Origin of the sequence: Mycobacterium sp. GA-1841, from assembly GCF_001954135.1 — a bacterium.
Classification (GTDB): domain Bacteria; phylum Actinomycetota; class Actinomycetes; order Mycobacteriales; family Mycobacteriaceae; genus Mycobacterium.
The window spans coordinates 82,439-98,383 of sequence record NZ_MBEQ01000120.1 but is presented as its reverse complement, the minus strand read 5'-3'; the positions used below and the strand labels follow the sequence as shown (position 1 = coordinate 98,383).

The following is a 15,945-nucleotide window of genomic DNA, read 5'->3' as shown; positions in this document are numbered from 1 at the left end:
ACCTGCTCGAACAGCCCTCGCGGGTACGGCGGGCAGTGCGATCCTGAAGGTTCCACTGGGAGGACGGGCCATGGCACCTGCACGCAGCTACCGAATACTCCAGATCGCGCTCGTGGTGTTCGGCGCGGTGATGATCTTGCTCTATCCGCTGGCGGTGGTGTGGCCGGCCGGGTGGGCCTGGCATCACGGTGCACCGTACGAATCTGACTACTTCATGATGATCGTCGGGTTGTACGTGACCCTCGGACTGTTTCTGTGGAACGCGGCACGACGCCCGGAGGCCAACCTCAGCCTGATCTGGTTCACCGTGGCGTCCAGCCTCGTGCACGCGGCCATCATGACCGTGCAGTCCTTCGGGAGCGGCCACCACATGGGTCACCTGTTGGGCGACGTTCCGGCGCTGCTGCTGGCCGCTGTCGTGCTGGCGGTGCTCGTCCGGACCTCCGGCATCGGGACGCGCGACTAGGTGTACTGACAACTAGGTATGCGATGCGCTCGGCATCGGCACCGGCGTGACCAGTTCTCCGGATTCGAGGAACTTGTTCAGGTTGGCCAGGGTCAGCGCCTCCATCGCGGCCCGGGTCTCCACCGTCCCGCTGCCGACGTGAGGCAGCAGCACCACGTTGTCCAGACCCAGCAGCGCCGCGGGCACGTTGGGCTCGTCGGCGAACACGTCGAGTCCGGCGCCGGCCAGCCCGCGGCCGGTGAGTGCCTCGACCAGTGCCTGCTCGTCGACGATGCTGCCGCGGGCGATGTTGATCAGGTAGCCCTCCGGCCCGAGCGCGTCGAGCACCTCCCGGTCCACGAGGTGGCGCGTCCCGTTGCCGCCCGCCGCGGCGATGATCAGGACGTCGACCTGGCGGGCCAACTCCACGGCGGACGAGACGTAGGGGTACGGGCTGCCGGTGACCACCCGCCGGTTGTGATAACTGATCGGGCAGCCGAAGGCGACCAACCGGGTGGCAATCGCCTGCCCGATCCGGCCGAGCCCGATGATGCCCACCCGGGCGCCCGAAACTTTGTGGGTCAGCGGGTAGTTGCCGACGGCTGCCCAGTGGCCGGCCCGCAGATACCGTTCGGCGGCCGGGAACTGTCGCATCGTGTCGATCAACAAGCCGACAGCCGTGTCGGCCACGCAATCACTCAGGACATCAGGGGTGTTGCTGACCGCGACGCGGCGTGCGGCGGCCGCCTCGATGTCCGTCGTGTCGAATCCGACACCGAAGTTCACCACCGCCCCCAGGTTGGGCAACGCGGCCATCAGGGCAGCGTCCACTCCGGTACGTCCTGACGTCACCACGGCGATGACCGACGCGCCGTGTTGGTCGAGGAACGGTGTGCGCTCCGGGCCGTCGGGCAGGACCAGCGCGTCGTAGCCGGTCCGCAGGGTCTCGGCGAGTGACGGTTTGAGCGGGCCCACCTGTAGGACGCGGCGGGTGTGATCGGGTGCAGGCACACGTACTCCTCGGTCGGGTTGTAGCCCACCGTAAGCCTGCCGACTCACCAGTTGTAGAAGCCGCCCTCGGGCCCCAGCATGCGTTCCAGCCGGGCACGGTTGATGCGGGCCAGCTCGGCGCGGACCATCGACACTGCGCCGGGCGGGCACTCGGCCATATGCGGATACGCCTGCAACAGGCGGTCGATGGAGACTTCGCCCAAGCTGAACAGCAGCGCATCAGCCCGCCGCAACAGGGCGTCATGGTCGGCATAGGGACGGCCGCCGGCCAGGTCGGTCGCGAGCACCACGCTGTAGCAGCACTCGTACACGGCGTGCACCGCACGCCGCAACGGCAGCGCGTTGTACGCCTCGAGTCCCACGCCCTGGTGCATCAACACCTGGTAAAGCATGGAACGCGCAGAGCACGGCGGGGTTACCCGGTGTTACAACCGGGCTAAATCAGGCTGGGCCAGACTGGATCAGCGCGGCTCAGTGCCCCGAGCTCTTGAACCGCTCGACCGAACGCTGCAACTCGGCCTCGGCCTCTTCGCGGCCCACCCAGTCGGCGGTGTTGACGAACTTGCCCGGCTCCAGGTCCTTGTAATGGACGAAGAAGTGCTTGATGGCGTCGAGCTCGAACTGCGGCACGTCGGCGAGGTCCTGGATGTGGTCCCAGCGCGGATCCCCGGCGGGCACGCACAGCAGCTTGTCGTCACCGCCGGCCTCGTCGGTCATCTTGAACATTGCGACCGGACGGGCCTCGACGGTGCAACCGGGGAACACCGATTCGGGCAGCAGCACCAGTGCATCCAGAGGATCGCCGTCCTCGCCGAGGGTGTCCTCGAAGAACCCGTAGTCGGTCGGGTAGCCGAACGAGGTGTAGAGGTAGCGGTCGAGCTTGACCCGGCCGGTCTCGTGGTCAACCTCGTACTTGTTGCGTGAACCCTTCGGGATCTCGATGACGACGTCGAACTTCACCGTCGCGGCTCCTTCGCATCTGCGGTCAGGCTTCGTCGTCGGACGACGACGCGGGTCAACCCTAATCGAGCGATAGTCTGGCCTAAACGGGTGGCTCGGTCCCACCACCGGCAGAGCAGGAGAAATATGCGGCCCACTCGGTGGCGGCAGTCCACCCATGTGGCGGTTGGCGTCGTGGTCCTGGTGCTGGTTGCCGCCGTCGTCGCGGTTGCCGCAGTGCTCACCGGGCACCGGTCCAGCAATGCCGAGGCGGTCAAGCCCGCACCTGCGCTCGTGACCGCCAGCCCGGGCGTGATTCCGGTGGACATGTCCGCCCCGATCCCCACCGCAGACGGAATGGCCGCCGCTTTGGCACCGGCCTTGGCCGATCCCGATCTCGGCGCGCTGACCGGCCGGATCACCGACGCCGAGACCGGTGCCGAATTGTGGGAGCAGAACTCCGGGGTGCCGATGCAGCCCGCCTCGGTCAACAAGGTGTTGACCACGGCCGCCGCGTTGCTGGCGCTGGACCGCGATGCCCGGCTGACGACCACGGTTTTGGCCGTCGACTCGCAGCCCGGTCTGGTGGTGCTCAAGGGCGGTGGGGACACCACGCTCTCGGCCGCGCCGGAGGGCACCGACACCTGGTACAAGGGTGCGGCCCGAATCAGCGATCTGGCCGATCAGGTCCGCAGCAGCGGTGTCACCGTCACCGCCGTCCGAGTGGACACCAGTGAATACAGCGGTCCGACGATGGCGCCGGGGTGGGACCCCGCCGACATCGACGGCGGCGACATCGCGCCGATGGAACCGGTGATGCTCGACGGCGGACGCACCCAGCCGACGACGGTGGAGTCCAGACGGTCCACCACACCGGCGCTGGACGCGGGCCGGGCTCTCGCGGTGGCCCTGCGGGTGGACCCGACGGCGGTGACCGTGCTGCCCAGCTCGGTGTCAGGTGGCCGGCAGATCGCATCGGTGCAGTCGGCGCCGCTGATCGAGCGGTTGCGCCAGATGATGAACGAATCGGACAACGTGATGGCCGAGTCCATCGCCCGTGAGGTGGCGGCGGTGCAGCACCGGCCGCAAAGCTTCGACGGTGGCGTCGACGCGGTGCTGGACGAACTCGAGGGCATCGGTATCGACACCTCGGCGGCGAAGTTGGTCGATTCCAGCGGTCTGTCGGTCGACGACCGGCTCACGGCCCGGATCCTCGACGAGGTGGTCAGCATCTCCGCGGGCAACACCGAACCGGCCGTGCGCCCACTGGTGGACCTGCTGCCGATCGCGGGCGGAAGCGGCACGCTGTCCAACCGTTACCTCGACACTGCCGCCGGCCGGGACGCTGCGGGCTGGCTGCGGGCCAAGACCGGTTCACTGACCGGGACCAACGCGCTGGCCGGCATCGTCACCGACGACAGCGGCCGGGTGCTCACCTTCGCGTTGATCTCGAACAATGCCGGGCCCACCGGGCGTACCGCGATCGATGCGTTGGCCGCGGTGCTCCGTTCGTGTGGGTGCGGCACGTGAGCGAGCGCGCCGCGATGACGGCGGGCCGCGCGGTCGACTGGGATTTCGCCGCGACGGTCGGGGCGAAGTTGGCCAAACCGGCCCCGGCCTGTTCCGACTACACCCGGGACCAGGTGATCGAGCAGCTCTCGGAGAGTTCGAAGGCCGCCGAGCTGCCGGTGCGTGAGGTCACCGGGCTGATCGAGGGCGCCGAGGTGCCCGAGGCCCGCATCCTCGACCGTCCCGGATGGATCCGGGCGGCGACGCGCTCCATGCGGGTGATGACGGGCGGAGCCGACGGCGACAAACCGGGTTTCGTCACCGGGCGGGTGACCGGCGCGCAGACCGGCGCGGTGCTGGCGTTCATCTCCACGGGCATCCTCGGCCAATACGATCCGTTCACCCCAGGCGGTGGCGAGCTGCTGCTGGTCTACCCCAACGTCATCGCCGTCGAACGCCAATTGCGGGTGGTCCCAACGGATTTTCGGCTCTGGGTGTGCCTGCACGAGGTCACCCACCGGGTACAGTTCCGCGCCAATCCGTGGCTGACCGACCATATGTCGCAGTCACTGGCGGTGCTCACCCAGGATGTCGGCGAGGAAGTCACCGACGTGCTCGGCCGGCTCGCGGAATTCGTCCGCAATCAACGCAGCGGTGCGAACCCGGACCCGCGCTCCACCGGTGTGCTCGGCCTGATGCGTGCCGTGCAGGCCGAGCCGCAACGCCGCGCGCTGGATCAGCTGCTGGTGCTCGGCACGCTGCTCGAAGGCCACGCCGACCATGTGATGGATGCCGTCGGACCCGCGGTGGTGCCCACCGTGTCGACCATCCGGCGTCGCTTCGACGAACGCCGGCAACGCAAGCAGCCGCCGGTGCAGCGGCTGGTCCGGGCGCTGCTGGGTTTCGACGCCAAGATGAGTCAGTACACCCGCGGCAAGGCATTCGTCGACCATGTGGTCTCCGCGGTGGGAATGGCCCGGTTCAACACCGTCTGGTCGGGCCCCGAGACACTGCCGCAGCCCGACGAGATCGACGAGCCGCAACGATGGATCGAACGAGTGCTGTAGCCGCGCTGCGGCACGCGGTGACGCGCGCCGGCGCGTCGATCGGGGACACCCGCTGGTGCGTGGCGTTGTCCGGTGGCCCGGACTCCCTGGCGCTGACGGCGATCGCGGCCGGGTTGCGGCCGACCACCGCGCTGATCGTCGATCACCGGCTGCAACCGGGTTCGGATGCGGTGGCCGACACCGCGCGACGGCAGGCGCTTGCGCTGGGTTGTGTTGGCGCACATGTACTTCCGGTTGAGGTCGGCAGCGACGGCGGACCCGAGGCGGCCGCGCGCCGGGCTCGGTACGCGGCACTGGACGCGGCCCGCGACCGCGCGCCGGTGCTGCTCGCCCACACCCTCGATGATCAGGCCGAGACGGTGCTGCTCGGGTTGGGCCGCGGATCGGGCCCTCGTTCGATCGCCGGCATGCGCCCGCACGACCCGCCGTGGCACCGGCCGCTGCTGGGGGTCCGGCGGGAGGTGACCGGGGCGGCCTGCGACGAGCTCGAGCTCACCCCCTGGCAGGACCCGCACAACGACGAGCGCCGGTTCACCCGGGTCAGGCTGCGGCGCGAGGTGCTGCCGCTGCTCGAGGACGTGCTCGGCGGGGGAGTGGCCGAGGCCCTGGCCCGCACCGCCACCGCGTTACGCGAGGACACCGAGGCGCTCGACGGGCTGGCCCGTGAGGCGCTGGCGACGGTTCTGGACGCCGACGGATTAGCCGTCGACCGGCTGGGCGAATTGCCCGGCGCGCTGCGCCGTCGGGTGATCCGGGCCTGGTTGCTGGCCGGCGGCGCCTGTGATCTGACCGACATCCAGATCCGCGGGGTGGACCGGCTGGTGACCGCCTGGCGAGGGCAGGGCGGGGTGGCAGTCGGGTCCGGGCTGCGCAAACAGCGGCTGTTCGCGGCGCGGCGCGGTGGCGCACTGTTGCTGCACACCGAACCGGTCCAGTGATCCGCGTTGGTCAACCGCCCCCTTCGCGTGGCACGCTGTTCGGTGTGGCTGTCGACTCTGCCGAGCTGTACGCGGGAGACATCAAATCGGTGCTGTTGTCCGAGGAGCAGATCCGGACCCGCACCATCGAACTCGCCGAGATGATCGCCGAGCAATATCGGGACAACCTGGGCAACGACGACCTGCTGTTGGTCACCGTGCTCAAGGGCGCGGTCATGTTCGTCACCGACCTGGCCCGGACCATCCCACTGCCCACGCAGCTCGAGTTCATGGCCGTCAGCTCCTACGGCTCGTCCACGTCGTCCTCGGGTGTGGTGCGGATCCTCAAAGACCTCGACCGCGACATCAACGACCGCGACGTGTTGATCGTCGAGGACATCATCGACTCGGGCCTGACCCTGTCGTGGTTGCTGCGCAATCTGGCCACCCGGCACCCGCGCTCACTGCGCGTGTGCACGCTGCTGCGCAAACCCGAGGCCGTCAAGGCCGAACTCGACGTCGCCTACGTGGGCTTCGACATTCCCAACGAGTTCGTCGTCGGGTATGGCCTGGACTTCGCCGAGCGGTACCGCGATCTGCCCTACATCGGCACGCTCGAACCCAAGGTGTACGAACAGCCCTGAGCAGAACTTCCTGTTTGACTTTGAGCTGACGCCGCAATTCTGCGGGTAGCGGTGTGCGTGGTTTCAAAGTCAACAGCCATGAGCCGCGCCTACGTGAGCTCCCAGACGACGGTCACCGAGAAGTTCACGGTCTGCTGACCGGGTTCCAGCGGAACGGCCTCCATCGCCGCGCGCGGCATCGGAGTGGGCCGCGGCGGGGTGGAACCGTCGGACTGTTCGGAAATCGAGATCACCTTGCCCAGGTCCAGACCGGACAGCTCGGCGTACTGCTCGGCCCGGTTCTTGGCGTCGTCGAAGGCGCGGGCCCGGGCGTCGCGCACCAGATCGGAATCGTCGGTGATCGAATAGTCGACGGAGTTGATCCGGGTGGCGTCGCCTCCGGTGCTTGCGATCAGGGCCAGGGTTTCCGACGCCTTGGCGGTGTCGCGGATCGTGACCTTGATCGCGTTGCCGGCCCGGTAACCGCTGATCGTGTTGTCGTTGTACTGCGGTTGCACGCTGACCTGGGTCGTGCTGATGTCCTTGCGGTCGATGCCCGATCCGACCAGGGCATCGATGACGGCCTGCTGACGCTGGCTGGACTGGTTGAGTGCGCCCGACACGTCCGGTGCGGTGAATTCCATTGCCACATCGGCGGTCAGGGTGTCGGGTACGCCCTGCACCTGGCCGGACCCGACGACCGTCACCTGCCGGGGATCGCCCCCGCTGCCCCCGCCCGGTTGGGCATCGCAGGCCGAGAGGCTCAGGACAGTCAGGCCCGCCGCGGCGAGTGCACGCAATCGCATGACAGCACCCTACCGTCGGGTCACGGCGTGACCAGTACCTTGCAATGGCGGTCGGGTGAGGCGAGTTCGTCGAACATCGCGCCCACCCCGTCGAGGCCCACGGTGCCGGTGATCATCGGTGCCACGTCGATCTCGCCCTCGGCGATTGCGCGGAGCGAGGTCGCGAATTCGGCTGGGTCGTAGCCGAAGACGAACTGGATGTTGATCTGCTTGGTGATCGCGTAGAACGGATGCACGCTGTCAGGTTGCATACACACGCCGGCCACCACCATCCGCGCGCCGGCCGGGGCGCGGCGCAGTACGTCGTCGATGATGCCCGGCGCGCCCACCGCCTCGAAGATCACCGCAGGCTTGCACTGGTGAAACGGTGAATCCTCGCTCGGGTCGAGCGTGACGTGGGCACCCATCATCTCGGCCAGGGCGCGCCGAGCCGGGGAGAAGTCCGACGCCACAATGGTTTCCACCCCGCGCAGCTTCAGTGCGGCGATGATCGCGATGCCGACCGGGCCGCAGCCGATGACCAGTGCGGCCTCGCCGGGTTCGATGCGCGAGGCGTTGACCGCGTGCAGGCCGACGGCCATCGGCTCGGTCAACGCGGCGCGCTCGGCGCTCAACCCGTTCGGCACCGGCAGTAGCAGCGGCGCCGAGAGCAACATCTGCTCGGCGTAGCCGCCGACCGTGGTGTTGCTGTAGACGATCGGCGCGATCCCGCCTGCCGAGATCAGTACCGGCACCGAGGTCACCAGCGTTCCGGCGGCCGGTGCCTCGGTATCCGGCCCGGCATCGAGGATCTCGGCACTGAACTCGTGACCCATGTAGACATCCCCGGCCAGGTCGATGTCCATGTCGGGCATGCCTTCGAGGTCCGCACTCGCGGCCAGCATGTCGGCACCGTGGCTGGCGAAATGCAGGTCGGAGCCGCAGATTCCGCACGCCTTCACCTCGACGAGCACCTGGCCGGTGCCGGGCACCGGGGATGGCACGTCGTCGCGGACGATCATCCGGCCGTCGCGAAGTACCGCCGCGCGCATCAGTTCTTCCCTTCGGCGGTGTGTTCGGTGATGGCGTTGACGATGGCCTGTCCGGCCCGGCCCAGCAGCTGGTCGCGCATGCCCTTGGCCCAGTCATGGGAGGCGCGGGACGCGGTCAACTGACCTTTGAAGTGCGGGATCACCTCGCGGGCGAACAGCTCGTAGGAATGGAACGTCGCGGCCGGCGGCGCCCAGTCATGGCCCAGCATCAGGAATGTGCCGAACCCGCCGGAGCGGTCCAGCAGGTCCTGGATGTAGTCGATCGCGTCGGCCGTGGTGCCGATGCAGCAGTTGCCTTTGGCGGCATAGTTTTCCACGAACTCGTACGCGGAGCCCGCGGCCTCGGTCTTCTCCGACAGCGGCACGAACCCGGCTGCGCCGAAGTAGTTGGCGAAATCCTGCAGGCCGTAGGTGCAGTCCTCGATCGCCTGTTCGCGGGTGTCGGCGAGGTGGATGATCCCCAACACCCGCCAGTTCTGCCGGTCCGGTTCGGGCCGTTCGGATTTGGCGGCCTGGTCGCGCACGATGTCCCAGGTGGTCTCCAGGGCTGCGTAGCCGCCGGGCACCGACATCGACAGGGACAACAACGAGGTGCCCATGGCCCCGGCCAGCCGCGGACCGGACGGGGAAATCATTGCCGCGGTGGATATCTCGGGATATGGCCACGTGTAAGGGCGGATGTGCAGGGCCGCGTCGCGCAGGGTGAACCAGTCGGTCTCGCGGGTGATCCGCTCCTCGGGCGCGGCGCGGAACAGGGCCAGGATGGCCTCCAGGGATTCCTGCATCATCGGCCGCTGGTTCACCGGGTCGATGCCCATCATGTAGGCGTCCGACGGCAGCGCGCCCGGCCCGGTGCCGAACATCACCCGGCCGCGGGTGAGGTGGTCGAGCAGCACCCAGCGGTCGGCCACCATCAGCGGGTGGTGATACGGCAGCGACACCACGCCGGTGCCCAGCCGGATGTGCCGGGTCCGCTCGGCGGCCGCGGCGATGAACACCTCGGGACAGGCGATCAGTTCGTAACCACCGGAGTGGTGCTCACCGAACCAGGCCTCGTCGTAACCGAGCCGGTCCAGCGCCTCGACCCGGTCCATGTCGTATTGCAGTGCGGTGGTGGGGGATTGGCCGACCGGGTGGAACGGCGTGATGAAAACCCCGAAGTTCAGTGGTCTCATTTCAGCTCCAACCCGTCGAGGAACTCCAGCAGCACGGTGTTCACCTCGTCGGCGCGTTCCTGCTGCAGCCAGTGCCCGGCGCCTTCGAGCAGTACCTCGCGGTAGTCGCCGGTGACCACCTCCCGCACATGGTCGCGCGGGGTGAAGCTCAGCACCGGGTCGGCGCTGCCGGCCAGGAACAGGGTCGGCACCGTGATCGTCTGGGCCGCGATGTTGCCGGCCTCGGGATCGGTCAGCTCCCAGTTGCGGTCGAAGTTGCGGTACCAGTTCAGCGGTCCGGTGAACCCGGTACGGGTGAACTCGGCGATGTAATGCTCCAGCTCGTCCTGGGTGATCCAGTCGGGGAGACCGTCGGGTTCGGGCAGCCGGTCGATGAAGCCCTCGGGCCCGGGCGCGATCATCCGCTGTGCCGCGAACTCGTCACCGGTCGTGCGCAGCCCGCCGATCATCCGCCGCAAAGCCCGGGCCGGGTCGGCGGCCAGTGCGGCATCGGCCACGCCGGGTTCCTGGAAGTGCAGGATGTAGAAGAAGTTGTCGCCGAAGATCTTGCGCCAGATCGCGATGGGCGGTGCCGGGGCCCGCGGCACCGGGGGCACGCTCAGCGCGGCCACCGCCGCGCTTCGCTCCGGGAAGAACAGCGGGAAGTTGGTGGCCACCGGGGAGCCCCAGTCGTGCCCCACGAGCACCGCTTTCTCGGCGCCGACGTCATCGAGCAGGCCGGCGATGTCGGCGGTCAGCGCCATGATGTTGTAGGCCTCGATGCCGTCGGGGCGGGACGAGCCGCCGTAGCCGCGCTGATCCGGAGCCAGGACGTGGTAGCCGGCCGCCGCCAAAGCCGGGATCTGATGACGCCACGAATAGGCGAGTTCGGGGAAGCCGTGGGCCAGGACCACCACCGGATTTCCGCGTTCCCCCGCCTCGGTCACCTTCAACGTCACGCCGTTGGTTTCGACCAACCGCTCTGTCACGCGCACGCGAGGAGCAATTCCATAGATGTGAGCACGATCTCACCCAAGCACAGCGGCCCGCTGTGGGCTAGATACCGTCGGGAACTGCCGGACGTTGGTCTAGCGGTAGCCTTGAATGTCTCAACTGCGCACGTTGGAAGGACCGGGCCGAACTCGGCCGAGTGATCGATGAACCGCAAAAATGTGATCCGCACGCTGACCGTCATCGCGGTCGTGCTGCTGCTGGGCTGGTCGTTTTTCTATTTCAGCGACGACACCCGCGGCTACAAACCCGTCGACACGTCGGTGGCGGTGGCCCAGATCAACGCTGACAACGTCAACAGCGCCCAGATCGACGACCGCGAGCAGCAACTGCGCCTCGACCTCAAGAGCGGCAAAGAAGAGACCGAGAACTCCGACAAGGTCATCACCAAGTACCCCACGGGTTATGCGGTGAAGCTCGTCGACCAGCTCGACGCCAAGAACGTCAAGTTCGGCACCACCGTGAACCAGGGCAGCTTCCTCGGTTCGATGCTGATCTACATGCTGCCGCTGCTGTTGTTGGTGGCGCTGTTCGTGATGTTCTCCCGCATGCAGGGCGGCGGCCGGATGGGCTTCGGCTTCGGCAAGAGCAAGGCCAAGCAGCTGGGCAAGGACATGCCCAAGACCACGTTCGCCGACGTCGCCGGTGTCGACGAGGCGGTCGAGGAGCTCTACGAGATCAAGGACTTCCTGCAGAACCCGAGCCGGTATCAGGCGCTGGGCGCGAAGATCCCCAAGGGCGTGCTGCTCTACGGCCCGCCCGGAACCGGCAAGACCCTGCTGGCCCGCGCTGTCGCCGGGGAGGCCGGCGTCCCGTTCTTCACGATCTCCGGTTCGGACTTCGTCGAGATGTTCGTCGGTGTCGGCGCCTCGCGCGTGCGCGACATGTTCGAGCAGGCCAAGGCCAACAGCCCGTGCATCATCTTCGTCGACGAGATCGACGCCGTCGGCCGCCAGCGTGGCGCCGGCATGGGCGGCGGCCACGACGAGCGTGAGCAGACGCTCAACCAGTTGCTGGTCGAGATGGACGGCTTCGGCGACCGCCAGGGCGTCATCCTGATCGCGGCCACCAACCGGCCCGACATCCTCGACCCGGCCCTGTTGCGGCCCGGCCGCTTCGACCGGCAGATCCCGGTCTCCAACCCCGACCTGGCCGGCCGGCGCGCGGTGCTCAAGGTGCACTCGGCGGGCAAGCCGATCGCCCCCGACGCCGACCTGGACGGGCTGGCCAAGCGGACCGTCGGCATGTCCGGCGCCGACCTGGCCAACGTCATCAACGAGGCCGCGCTGCTCACCGCGCGCGAGAACGGCACCGTGATCACCGGTGCGGCGCTGGAGGAAGCCGTCGACCGCGTGGTGGGCGGCCCGCGCCGCAAGAGCCGCATCATCAGCGAGCAGGAAAAGAAGATCACCGCCTACCACGAGGGCGGGCACACCCTGGCCGCGTGGGCGATGCCCGACATCGAGCCGATCTACAAGGTCACCATCCTGGCCCGCGGCCGCACCGGCGGCCACGCCGTCGCGGTGCCCGAGGACGACAAGGGTCTGATGACCCGCTCGGAGATGATCGCCCGGCTGGTGTTCGCGATGGGTGGCCGTGCCGCCGAGGAACTGGTGTTCCGCGAGCCCACCACCGGTGCGGTCTCCGACATCGAGCAGGCCACCAAGATCGCGCGCGCCATGGTCACCGAGTACGGCATGAGCTCCAAGCTGGGTGCGGTGCGCTACGGCACCGAACACGGCGACCCGTTCCTGGGCCGCACCATGGGCACCCAGGCCGACTTCGGCCACGAGGTGGCCCGCGACATCGACGACGAGGTGCGCAAGCTCATCGAGGCCGCCCACACCGAGGCGTGGGAGATCCTCACCGAGTACCGCGACGTGCTCGACACCCTGGCCGGCGAGCTGCTGGAGAAGGAGACGCTGCACCGCGCCGAGCTCGAGGCGATCTTCGGCGACGTGAAGAAGCGCCCACGGCTGACCATGTTCGACGACTTCGGCGGCCGGGTGCCGTCGGACAAGCCGCCGATCAAGACCCCCGGTGAGATCGCCATCGAACGTGGCGAGCCGTGGCCGCCGCCGGTGCCAGAGCCCGCGTTCAAGGCGGCCATCGCCGCGGCCAGCCGCGAGGCCAACGAAAAGGCTCAAGCTGCCGGACAGACCAATGGAGCGCCGGGCAACGGCGCACCGCCCAACGGTTCGACGCAGCCCGACTACGGTGCACCGGCCGGCTGGCATGCGCCCGGTTGGCCCCCGCCACCTCAGCACCAGTCGCCGCAACAGCCGCAGCAGCCCGGTTACCAGCCGCCCCAGCAACAGCAGGGCTACTGGTACCCGCCGCCGCATCCGTCGGGATGGCAACAGCCCCAGCCGTACCCGTATCAGCCCTATCCTCATCCCGGTCAGCCCAACCCCAACGATGAGGCCGGCCAGGACGGCGGTTCCGACCGGCCCGAGCGGGCCGACCGGTCCAATCCAGGCGCCCACGGCTGATCCGAGAACGGAGGCTTCCATGTCGCAGTCGCTGCGCGAGCATCACAACAACACCGATACGGCCACGCGGGTGTTCGACCAACCGCGGGCTGAGGCGGCAGTACGTGAGCTGCTGATCGCCATCGGTGAGGATCCCGACCGTCAGGGTCTGTTGGACACCCCGGCTCGTGTGGCGCGTGCGTACAAGGAACTGATGGCGGGCCTGTACACCGACCCGGACGCGGTGCTCAACACCACCTTCGACGAGGAGCACGACGAACTCGTGCTGGTCAAAGAGATCCCGATGTACTCCACCTGCGAGCACCACCTGGTGTCGTTCCACGGGGTGGCCCACGTCGGGTACATCCCCGGGGTGGACGGCCGGGTGACCGGGCTGTCGAAGATCGCCCGGCTGGTGGATCTGTACTCCAAACGTCCGCAGGTGCAGGAGCGGCTGACCGCCCAGATCGCCGACGCCATGATGCGCAAACTCGACCCGCGCGGGGCCATCGTGGTGATCGAGGCCGAGCACCTCTGCATGGCGATGCGCGGGGTCCGTAAGCCCGGCGCGGTCACCACCACCTCCGCGGTGCGCGGACAGTTCAAGACCGACAAGGCATCCCGGGCCGAGGCGCTGGAACTCATCCTGCGGAAGTGAAGCCCACGCCTGTGCAGGTCATGGGAGTCGTGAACGTCACCGACGATTCCTTCTCCGATGGCGGCAAGTTCATCGACCGCGACCGCGCGGTCGAACACGGCCTGGCGCTCGCCGCGGCCGGGGCCGCGATCATCGACGTGGGTGGTGAATCGACCCGGCCCGGTGCGGTGCGGATCGCCCCGGCGGTGGAGGCCGCGCGAGTCGGTCCCGTCATCGAAGCCCTTGCTGCGCAAGGGATCACCGTCAGCATCGACACCATGCATGCGGCCGTGGCGAAGGTTGCGCTGGAGAGCGGCGCGCAGATCGTCAACGATGTCTCCGGCGGGCTGGCCGATCCGAACATGGCCCCGCTGCTCGCCGACGCGAAAGTGCCCTGGATCCTGATGCACTGGCGCTCGGTGGGCGCCGACCGGCCGCACCATGCTCCGGAATACGGCGATGTGGTGGCCGAGGTGCGCGCCGAGCTGCTTTCCGCGGTCGACGCCGCCGTCGCCGCCGGGGTCGATCCGCAGCGGCTGATCATCGATCCGGGTCTGGGCTTCGCCAAGACCGCGCAACACAATTGGACGCTGCTGCACGCACTGCCCGAGTTCGTGGCCATGGGGATCCCGGTCCTGGTCGGTGCGTCGCGTAAACGTTTTCTGGGCACTCTGCTGGCCGGTCCCGACGGCACGCCGCGGCCTCCCGACGGCCGGGAGACCGCCACCGCGGTGATTTCGCTGCTCGCTGCCCAACACGGGGCCTGGGGCGTTCGCGTCCATGACGTGGTGGCGTCCGTCGACGCGCTCGCCGTGCTGGACGCCTGGGAATCTGGAGGACCGATTGGCTGACCGAATTGAGTTGCGCGGCTTGCGGGTTCGCGGACACCACGGCGTCTTCGAGCATGAACGGCGGGACGGTCAGGAATTCGTCGTCGACATCACCGCGTGGGTGGACCTGCGCCGGGCGGCGGCCACCGACGATCTCGCCGACACCCTCGATTACGGCGCCCTGGCCCAGTGTGCGGCCGACATCGTCGCGGGCCCGCCACGCAATCTGATCGAGACGGTCTCGGCCGAGATCGCCGACGCCATCATGGTCGACGAGCGGCTGCACGCGGTCGAGGTCGTCGTCCACAAGCCCAGCGCACCCATTCCGCTGACGTTCGACGACGTCGCGGTGGTGGCCCGCCGGTCGCGCCGCGGACGTGAGGAGCGAAACAGCGACAGCGGCGGTGCGGGATGACCACCGTGGTGCTCTCGATCGGGTCGAACATCGGCGACCGGCTGGCCCGTCTGCAATCGGTTCTTGACGCGCTCGGACCTGCGGTGCGCGCGGTGTCGCCGGTGTACGAGACCGATGCCTGGGGCGGCGTCGAGCAGAGTCCGTTCCTGAACGCCGTGGTGCTGGCCGACGCGCCCGACCTCGACGGGCACGGCTGGCTGCGACGCGGTCAGGCCCTGGAGCAGGCCGCCGACCGTGTCCGCGAGCAGAAGTGGGGTCCGCGGACCCTCGACGTCGACCTGGTCACGTGTCACGACGGCGACGCCGAGGTGTTCTCCCGCGACGAGGAACTGACGTTGCCGCATCCACTGGCGCATCTGCGTGCGTTCGTGCTCATCCCGTGGCTCGCTGTGGATCCCGACGCCACACTGACCGTCGTCGGCCGGTCGCGTCGGGTGGCCCACCTGCTCGAGGAGATCGATCCCGTCGAACGGGCCGGGGTCCGGCGCACCGATCTGGATCTGGTCACCCGAACCGAACCCGTGGCCGACTGATGGGGCCGACCCGCAAGCGTGATCTCGTCGGCGCCACGGCGATCGTGGCGATCGTCGGCTATGTGCTCGTCGCCGTCCTCTACCGCTGGTTCCCTCCGCTGACGGTGTGGACCGGTCTGTCGCTGTTGGCGGTCGCGCTCATCGAGGCCGGTTGGGCGTTCTATGTGCGGGCCAAGATCAACGACGGCCAGATCGGGGTCGGCGCCGGGCGGCTGCACCCGCTGACGGTGGCCCGCTCGGTCGTGATCGCCAAGGCGTCCGCCTGGGTCGGGGCCATCGTGGCCGGCTGGTGGATCGGCGTCGTGGTCTATCTGCTGCCGCGTCGCGGCGAGCTGCGGGTGGCCGGTGAGGACACCCCGGGTGCGGTGGTCGCCGCGATCAGTGCCCTGGCGCTCGCCGTCGCAGCGGTCTGGCTTCAGCACTGCTGCAAGTCGCCCGGGGAGCCACCGGACAACGGCGACACCGCGACCGAATAACCGATTTCCTCAGGTCGGTGGCCGAATCGCCGCAGCGGTGGGCCGGCTGGAAGACCGGTGACGGGTACAG

18 protein-coding genes are annotated in these 15,945 nt (G+C 68.5%); 11 read left to right on the top strand and 7 right to left on the bottom strand.

Annotated elements, in window-relative coordinates; genetic code table 11:
- Window positions 1-70: 70 nt before the first annotated feature.
- Entirely contained in the window at window positions 71-466 is a 396-nt protein-coding gene (locus A5740_RS27285) for a DUF6632 domain-containing protein (protein WP_076199418.1), read from the top strand.
- 12 nt (window positions 467-478) lie between these two features.
- On the opposite strand, the gene A5740_RS27280 is transcribed toward A5740_RS27285, so the two are convergent.
- The 3 genes from A5740_RS27280 to A5740_RS27270 all read right to left on the bottom strand — a co-directional run bounded on the left by A5740_RS27280 (window position 479) and on the right by A5740_RS27270 (window position 2,416).
- Window positions 479-1,456: a 2-hydroxyacid dehydrogenase gene (locus A5740_RS27280; RefSeq protein ID WP_076199416.1), complete on the bottom strand. Its 978-nt coding sequence runs from the start codon at window positions 1,454-1,456 to the stop codon at window positions 479-481.
- Window positions 1,457-1,500: 44 nt separating this feature from the next.
- Window positions 1,501-1,836 (bottom strand): 2-oxo-4-hydroxy-4-carboxy-5-ureidoimidazoline decarboxylase, encoded by a 336-nt coding sequence (locus A5740_RS27275; RefSeq protein ID WP_083654475.1) that lies wholly within the window; start codon window positions 1,834-1,836, stop codon window positions 1,501-1,503.
- 91 nt (window positions 1,837-1,927) lie between these two features.
- Entirely contained in the window at window positions 1,928-2,416 is a 489-nt protein-coding gene (locus tag A5740_RS27270; RefSeq protein ID WP_076199414.1) for an inorganic diphosphatase, read from the bottom strand.
- A gap of 126 nt (window positions 2,417-2,542) precedes the next feature.
- Here A5740_RS27270 and dacB point away from each other — a divergent pair, with 126 nt between their 5' ends.
- From dacB to hpt, 4 genes are read left to right on the top strand one after another with little or no spacing between them, the layout of a single operon-like run.
- A complete protein-coding gene (gene dacB / locus A5740_RS27265; RefSeq protein WP_076199412.1) occupies window positions 2,543-3,925 on the top strand; it encodes a D-alanyl-D-alanine carboxypeptidase/D-alanyl-D-alanine-endopeptidase in 1,383 nt (460 codons plus the stop codon).
- A 14-nt stretch (window positions 3,926-3,939) separates the two neighbouring features.
- Window positions 3,940-4,971, top strand: a complete 1,032-nt coding sequence (locus A5740_RS27260) for a zinc-dependent metalloprotease (protein ID WP_076199480.1) — start codon at window positions 3,940-3,942, stop codon at window positions 4,969-4,971.
- A complete protein-coding gene (tilS, locus tag A5740_RS27255) occupies window positions 4,950-5,909 on the top strand; it encodes a tRNA lysidine(34) synthetase TilS (RefSeq protein ID WP_076199410.1) in 960 nt (319 codons plus the stop codon). Before A5740_RS27260 ends, tilS begins: the two co-directional genes overlap by 22 nt.
- Window positions 5,906-6,532, top strand: a complete 627-nt coding sequence (gene hpt / locus A5740_RS27250; RefSeq protein WP_076199408.1) for a hypoxanthine phosphoribosyltransferase — start codon at window positions 5,906-5,908, stop codon at window positions 6,530-6,532. Before tilS ends, hpt begins: the two co-directional genes overlap by 4 nt.
- Window positions 6,533-6,621: 89 nt before the next feature.
- On the opposite strand, the gene A5740_RS27245 is transcribed toward hpt, so the two are convergent.
- From A5740_RS27245 to A5740_RS27230, 4 genes are read right to left on the bottom strand one after another with little or no spacing between them, the layout of a single operon-like run.
- Window positions 6,622-7,317 carry an SIMPL domain-containing protein gene (locus A5740_RS27245; RefSeq protein WP_076199406.1) on the bottom strand — a complete coding sequence of 232 codons (696 nt, stop codon included), beginning with the start codon at window positions 7,315-7,317 and terminating at the stop codon, window positions 6,622-6,624.
- A gap of 20 nt (window positions 7,318-7,337) precedes the next feature.
- Entirely contained in the window at window positions 7,338-8,348 is a 1,011-nt protein-coding gene (locus A5740_RS27240) for a zinc-binding dehydrogenase (RefSeq protein WP_076199404.1), read from the bottom strand.
- Complete coding sequence (locus A5740_RS27235) at window positions 8,348-9,523, bottom strand: LLM class flavin-dependent oxidoreductase (RefSeq protein ID WP_076199402.1); 1,176 nt, start codon at window positions 9,521-9,523, stop codon at window positions 8,348-8,350. Before A5740_RS27235 ends, A5740_RS27240 begins: the two co-directional genes overlap by 1 nt.
- Window positions 9,520-10,491, bottom strand: a complete 972-nt coding sequence (locus A5740_RS27230) for an alpha/beta fold hydrolase (protein ID WP_217696716.1) — start codon at window positions 10,489-10,491, stop codon at window positions 9,520-9,522. Before A5740_RS27230 ends, A5740_RS27235 begins: the two co-directional genes overlap by 4 nt.
- Window positions 10,492-10,659: 168 nt before the next feature.
- On the opposite strand from A5740_RS27230, the gene ftsH reads away from it, so the two are divergent.
- From ftsH to A5740_RS27200, 6 genes are read left to right on the top strand one after another with little or no spacing between them, the layout of a single operon-like run.
- Window positions 10,660-13,005, top strand: coding sequence for an ATP-dependent zinc metalloprotease FtsH (gene ftsH, locus A5740_RS27225; protein ID WP_076199398.1), 2,346 nt, complete (start codon window positions 10,660-10,662; stop codon window positions 13,003-13,005).
- Window positions 13,006-13,024: 19 nt separating this feature from the next.
- The gene (gene folE, locus A5740_RS27220; protein ID WP_076199396.1) at window positions 13,025-13,642 is read left to right on the top strand and encodes a GTP cyclohydrolase I FolE; all 618 of its coding nucleotides are present in this window, start codon (window positions 13,025-13,027) and stop codon (window positions 13,640-13,642) included.
- On the top strand, window positions 13,639-14,472 hold the full coding sequence (gene folP / locus A5740_RS27215) for a dihydropteroate synthase (protein WP_371454815.1): 834 nt from the start codon (window positions 13,639-13,641) through the stop codon (window positions 14,470-14,472). The genes folE and folP overlap by 4 nt, the downstream gene beginning before the upstream one ends.
- The gene (folB, locus tag A5740_RS27210; protein WP_076199394.1) at window positions 14,465-14,866 is read left to right on the top strand and encodes a dihydroneopterin aldolase; all 402 of its coding nucleotides are present in this window, start codon (window positions 14,465-14,467) and stop codon (window positions 14,864-14,866) included. The genes folP and folB overlap by 8 nt, the downstream gene beginning before the upstream one ends.
- Window positions 14,863-15,399 (top strand): 2-amino-4-hydroxy-6-hydroxymethyldihydropteridine diphosphokinase, encoded by a 537-nt coding sequence (folK, locus tag A5740_RS27205; RefSeq protein WP_076199392.1) that lies wholly within the window; start codon window positions 14,863-14,865, stop codon window positions 15,397-15,399. Before folB ends, folK begins: the two co-directional genes overlap by 4 nt.
- Window positions 15,399-15,875 (top strand): DUF3180 domain-containing protein, encoded by a 477-nt coding sequence (locus A5740_RS27200; protein ID WP_076199390.1) that lies wholly within the window; start codon window positions 15,399-15,401, stop codon window positions 15,873-15,875. Before folK ends, A5740_RS27200 begins: the two co-directional genes overlap by 1 nt.
- Window positions 15,876-15,945 lie beyond the last annotated feature (70 nt).

What these genes read in the sequence shown, in the direction of transcription:
- A5740_RS27200 (WP_076199390.1), top strand. Translation starts at nt 15,399, where the DNA reads ATGGGGCCGACCCGCAAGCGTGATCTCGTCGGCGCCACGGCGATCGTG.
- A5740_RS27260 (WP_076199480.1), top strand. Translation starts at nt 3,940, where the DNA reads ATGACGGCGGGCCGCGCGGTCGACTGGGATTTCGCCGCGACGGTCGGG.
- folK (WP_076199392.1), top strand. Translation starts at nt 14,863, where the DNA reads ATGACCACCGTGGTGCTCTCGATCGGGTCGAACATCGGCGACCGGCTG.
- folE (WP_076199396.1), top strand. Translation starts at nt 13,025, where the DNA reads ATGTCGCAGTCGCTGCGCGAGCATCACAACAACACCGATACGGCCACG.
- ftsH (WP_076199398.1), top strand. Translation starts at nt 10,660, where the DNA reads ATGAACCGCAAAAATGTGATCCGCACGCTGACCGTCATCGCGGTCGTG.
- A5740_RS27240 (WP_076199404.1), bottom strand. Translation starts at nt 8,348, where the DNA reads ATGCGCGCGGCGGTACTTCGCGACGGCCGGATGATCGTCCGCGACGAC.
- dacB (WP_076199412.1), top strand. Translation starts at nt 2,543, where the DNA reads ATGCGGCCCACTCGGTGGCGGCAGTCCACCCATGTGGCGGTTGGCGTC.
- A5740_RS27285 (WP_076199418.1), top strand. Translation starts at nt 71, where the DNA reads ATGGCACCTGCACGCAGCTACCGAATACTCCAGATCGCGCTCGTGGTG.
- tilS (WP_076199410.1), top strand. Translation starts at nt 4,950, where the DNA reads ATGGATCGAACGAGTGCTGTAGCCGCGCTGCGGCACGCGGTGACGCGC.
- A5740_RS27235 (WP_076199402.1), bottom strand. Translation starts at nt 9,523, where the DNA reads ATGAGACCACTGAACTTCGGGGTTTTCATCACGCCGTTCCACCCGGTC.
- A5740_RS27245 (WP_076199406.1), bottom strand. Translation starts at nt 7,317, where the DNA reads ATGCGATTGCGTGCACTCGCCGCGGCGGGCCTGACTGTCCTGAGCCTC.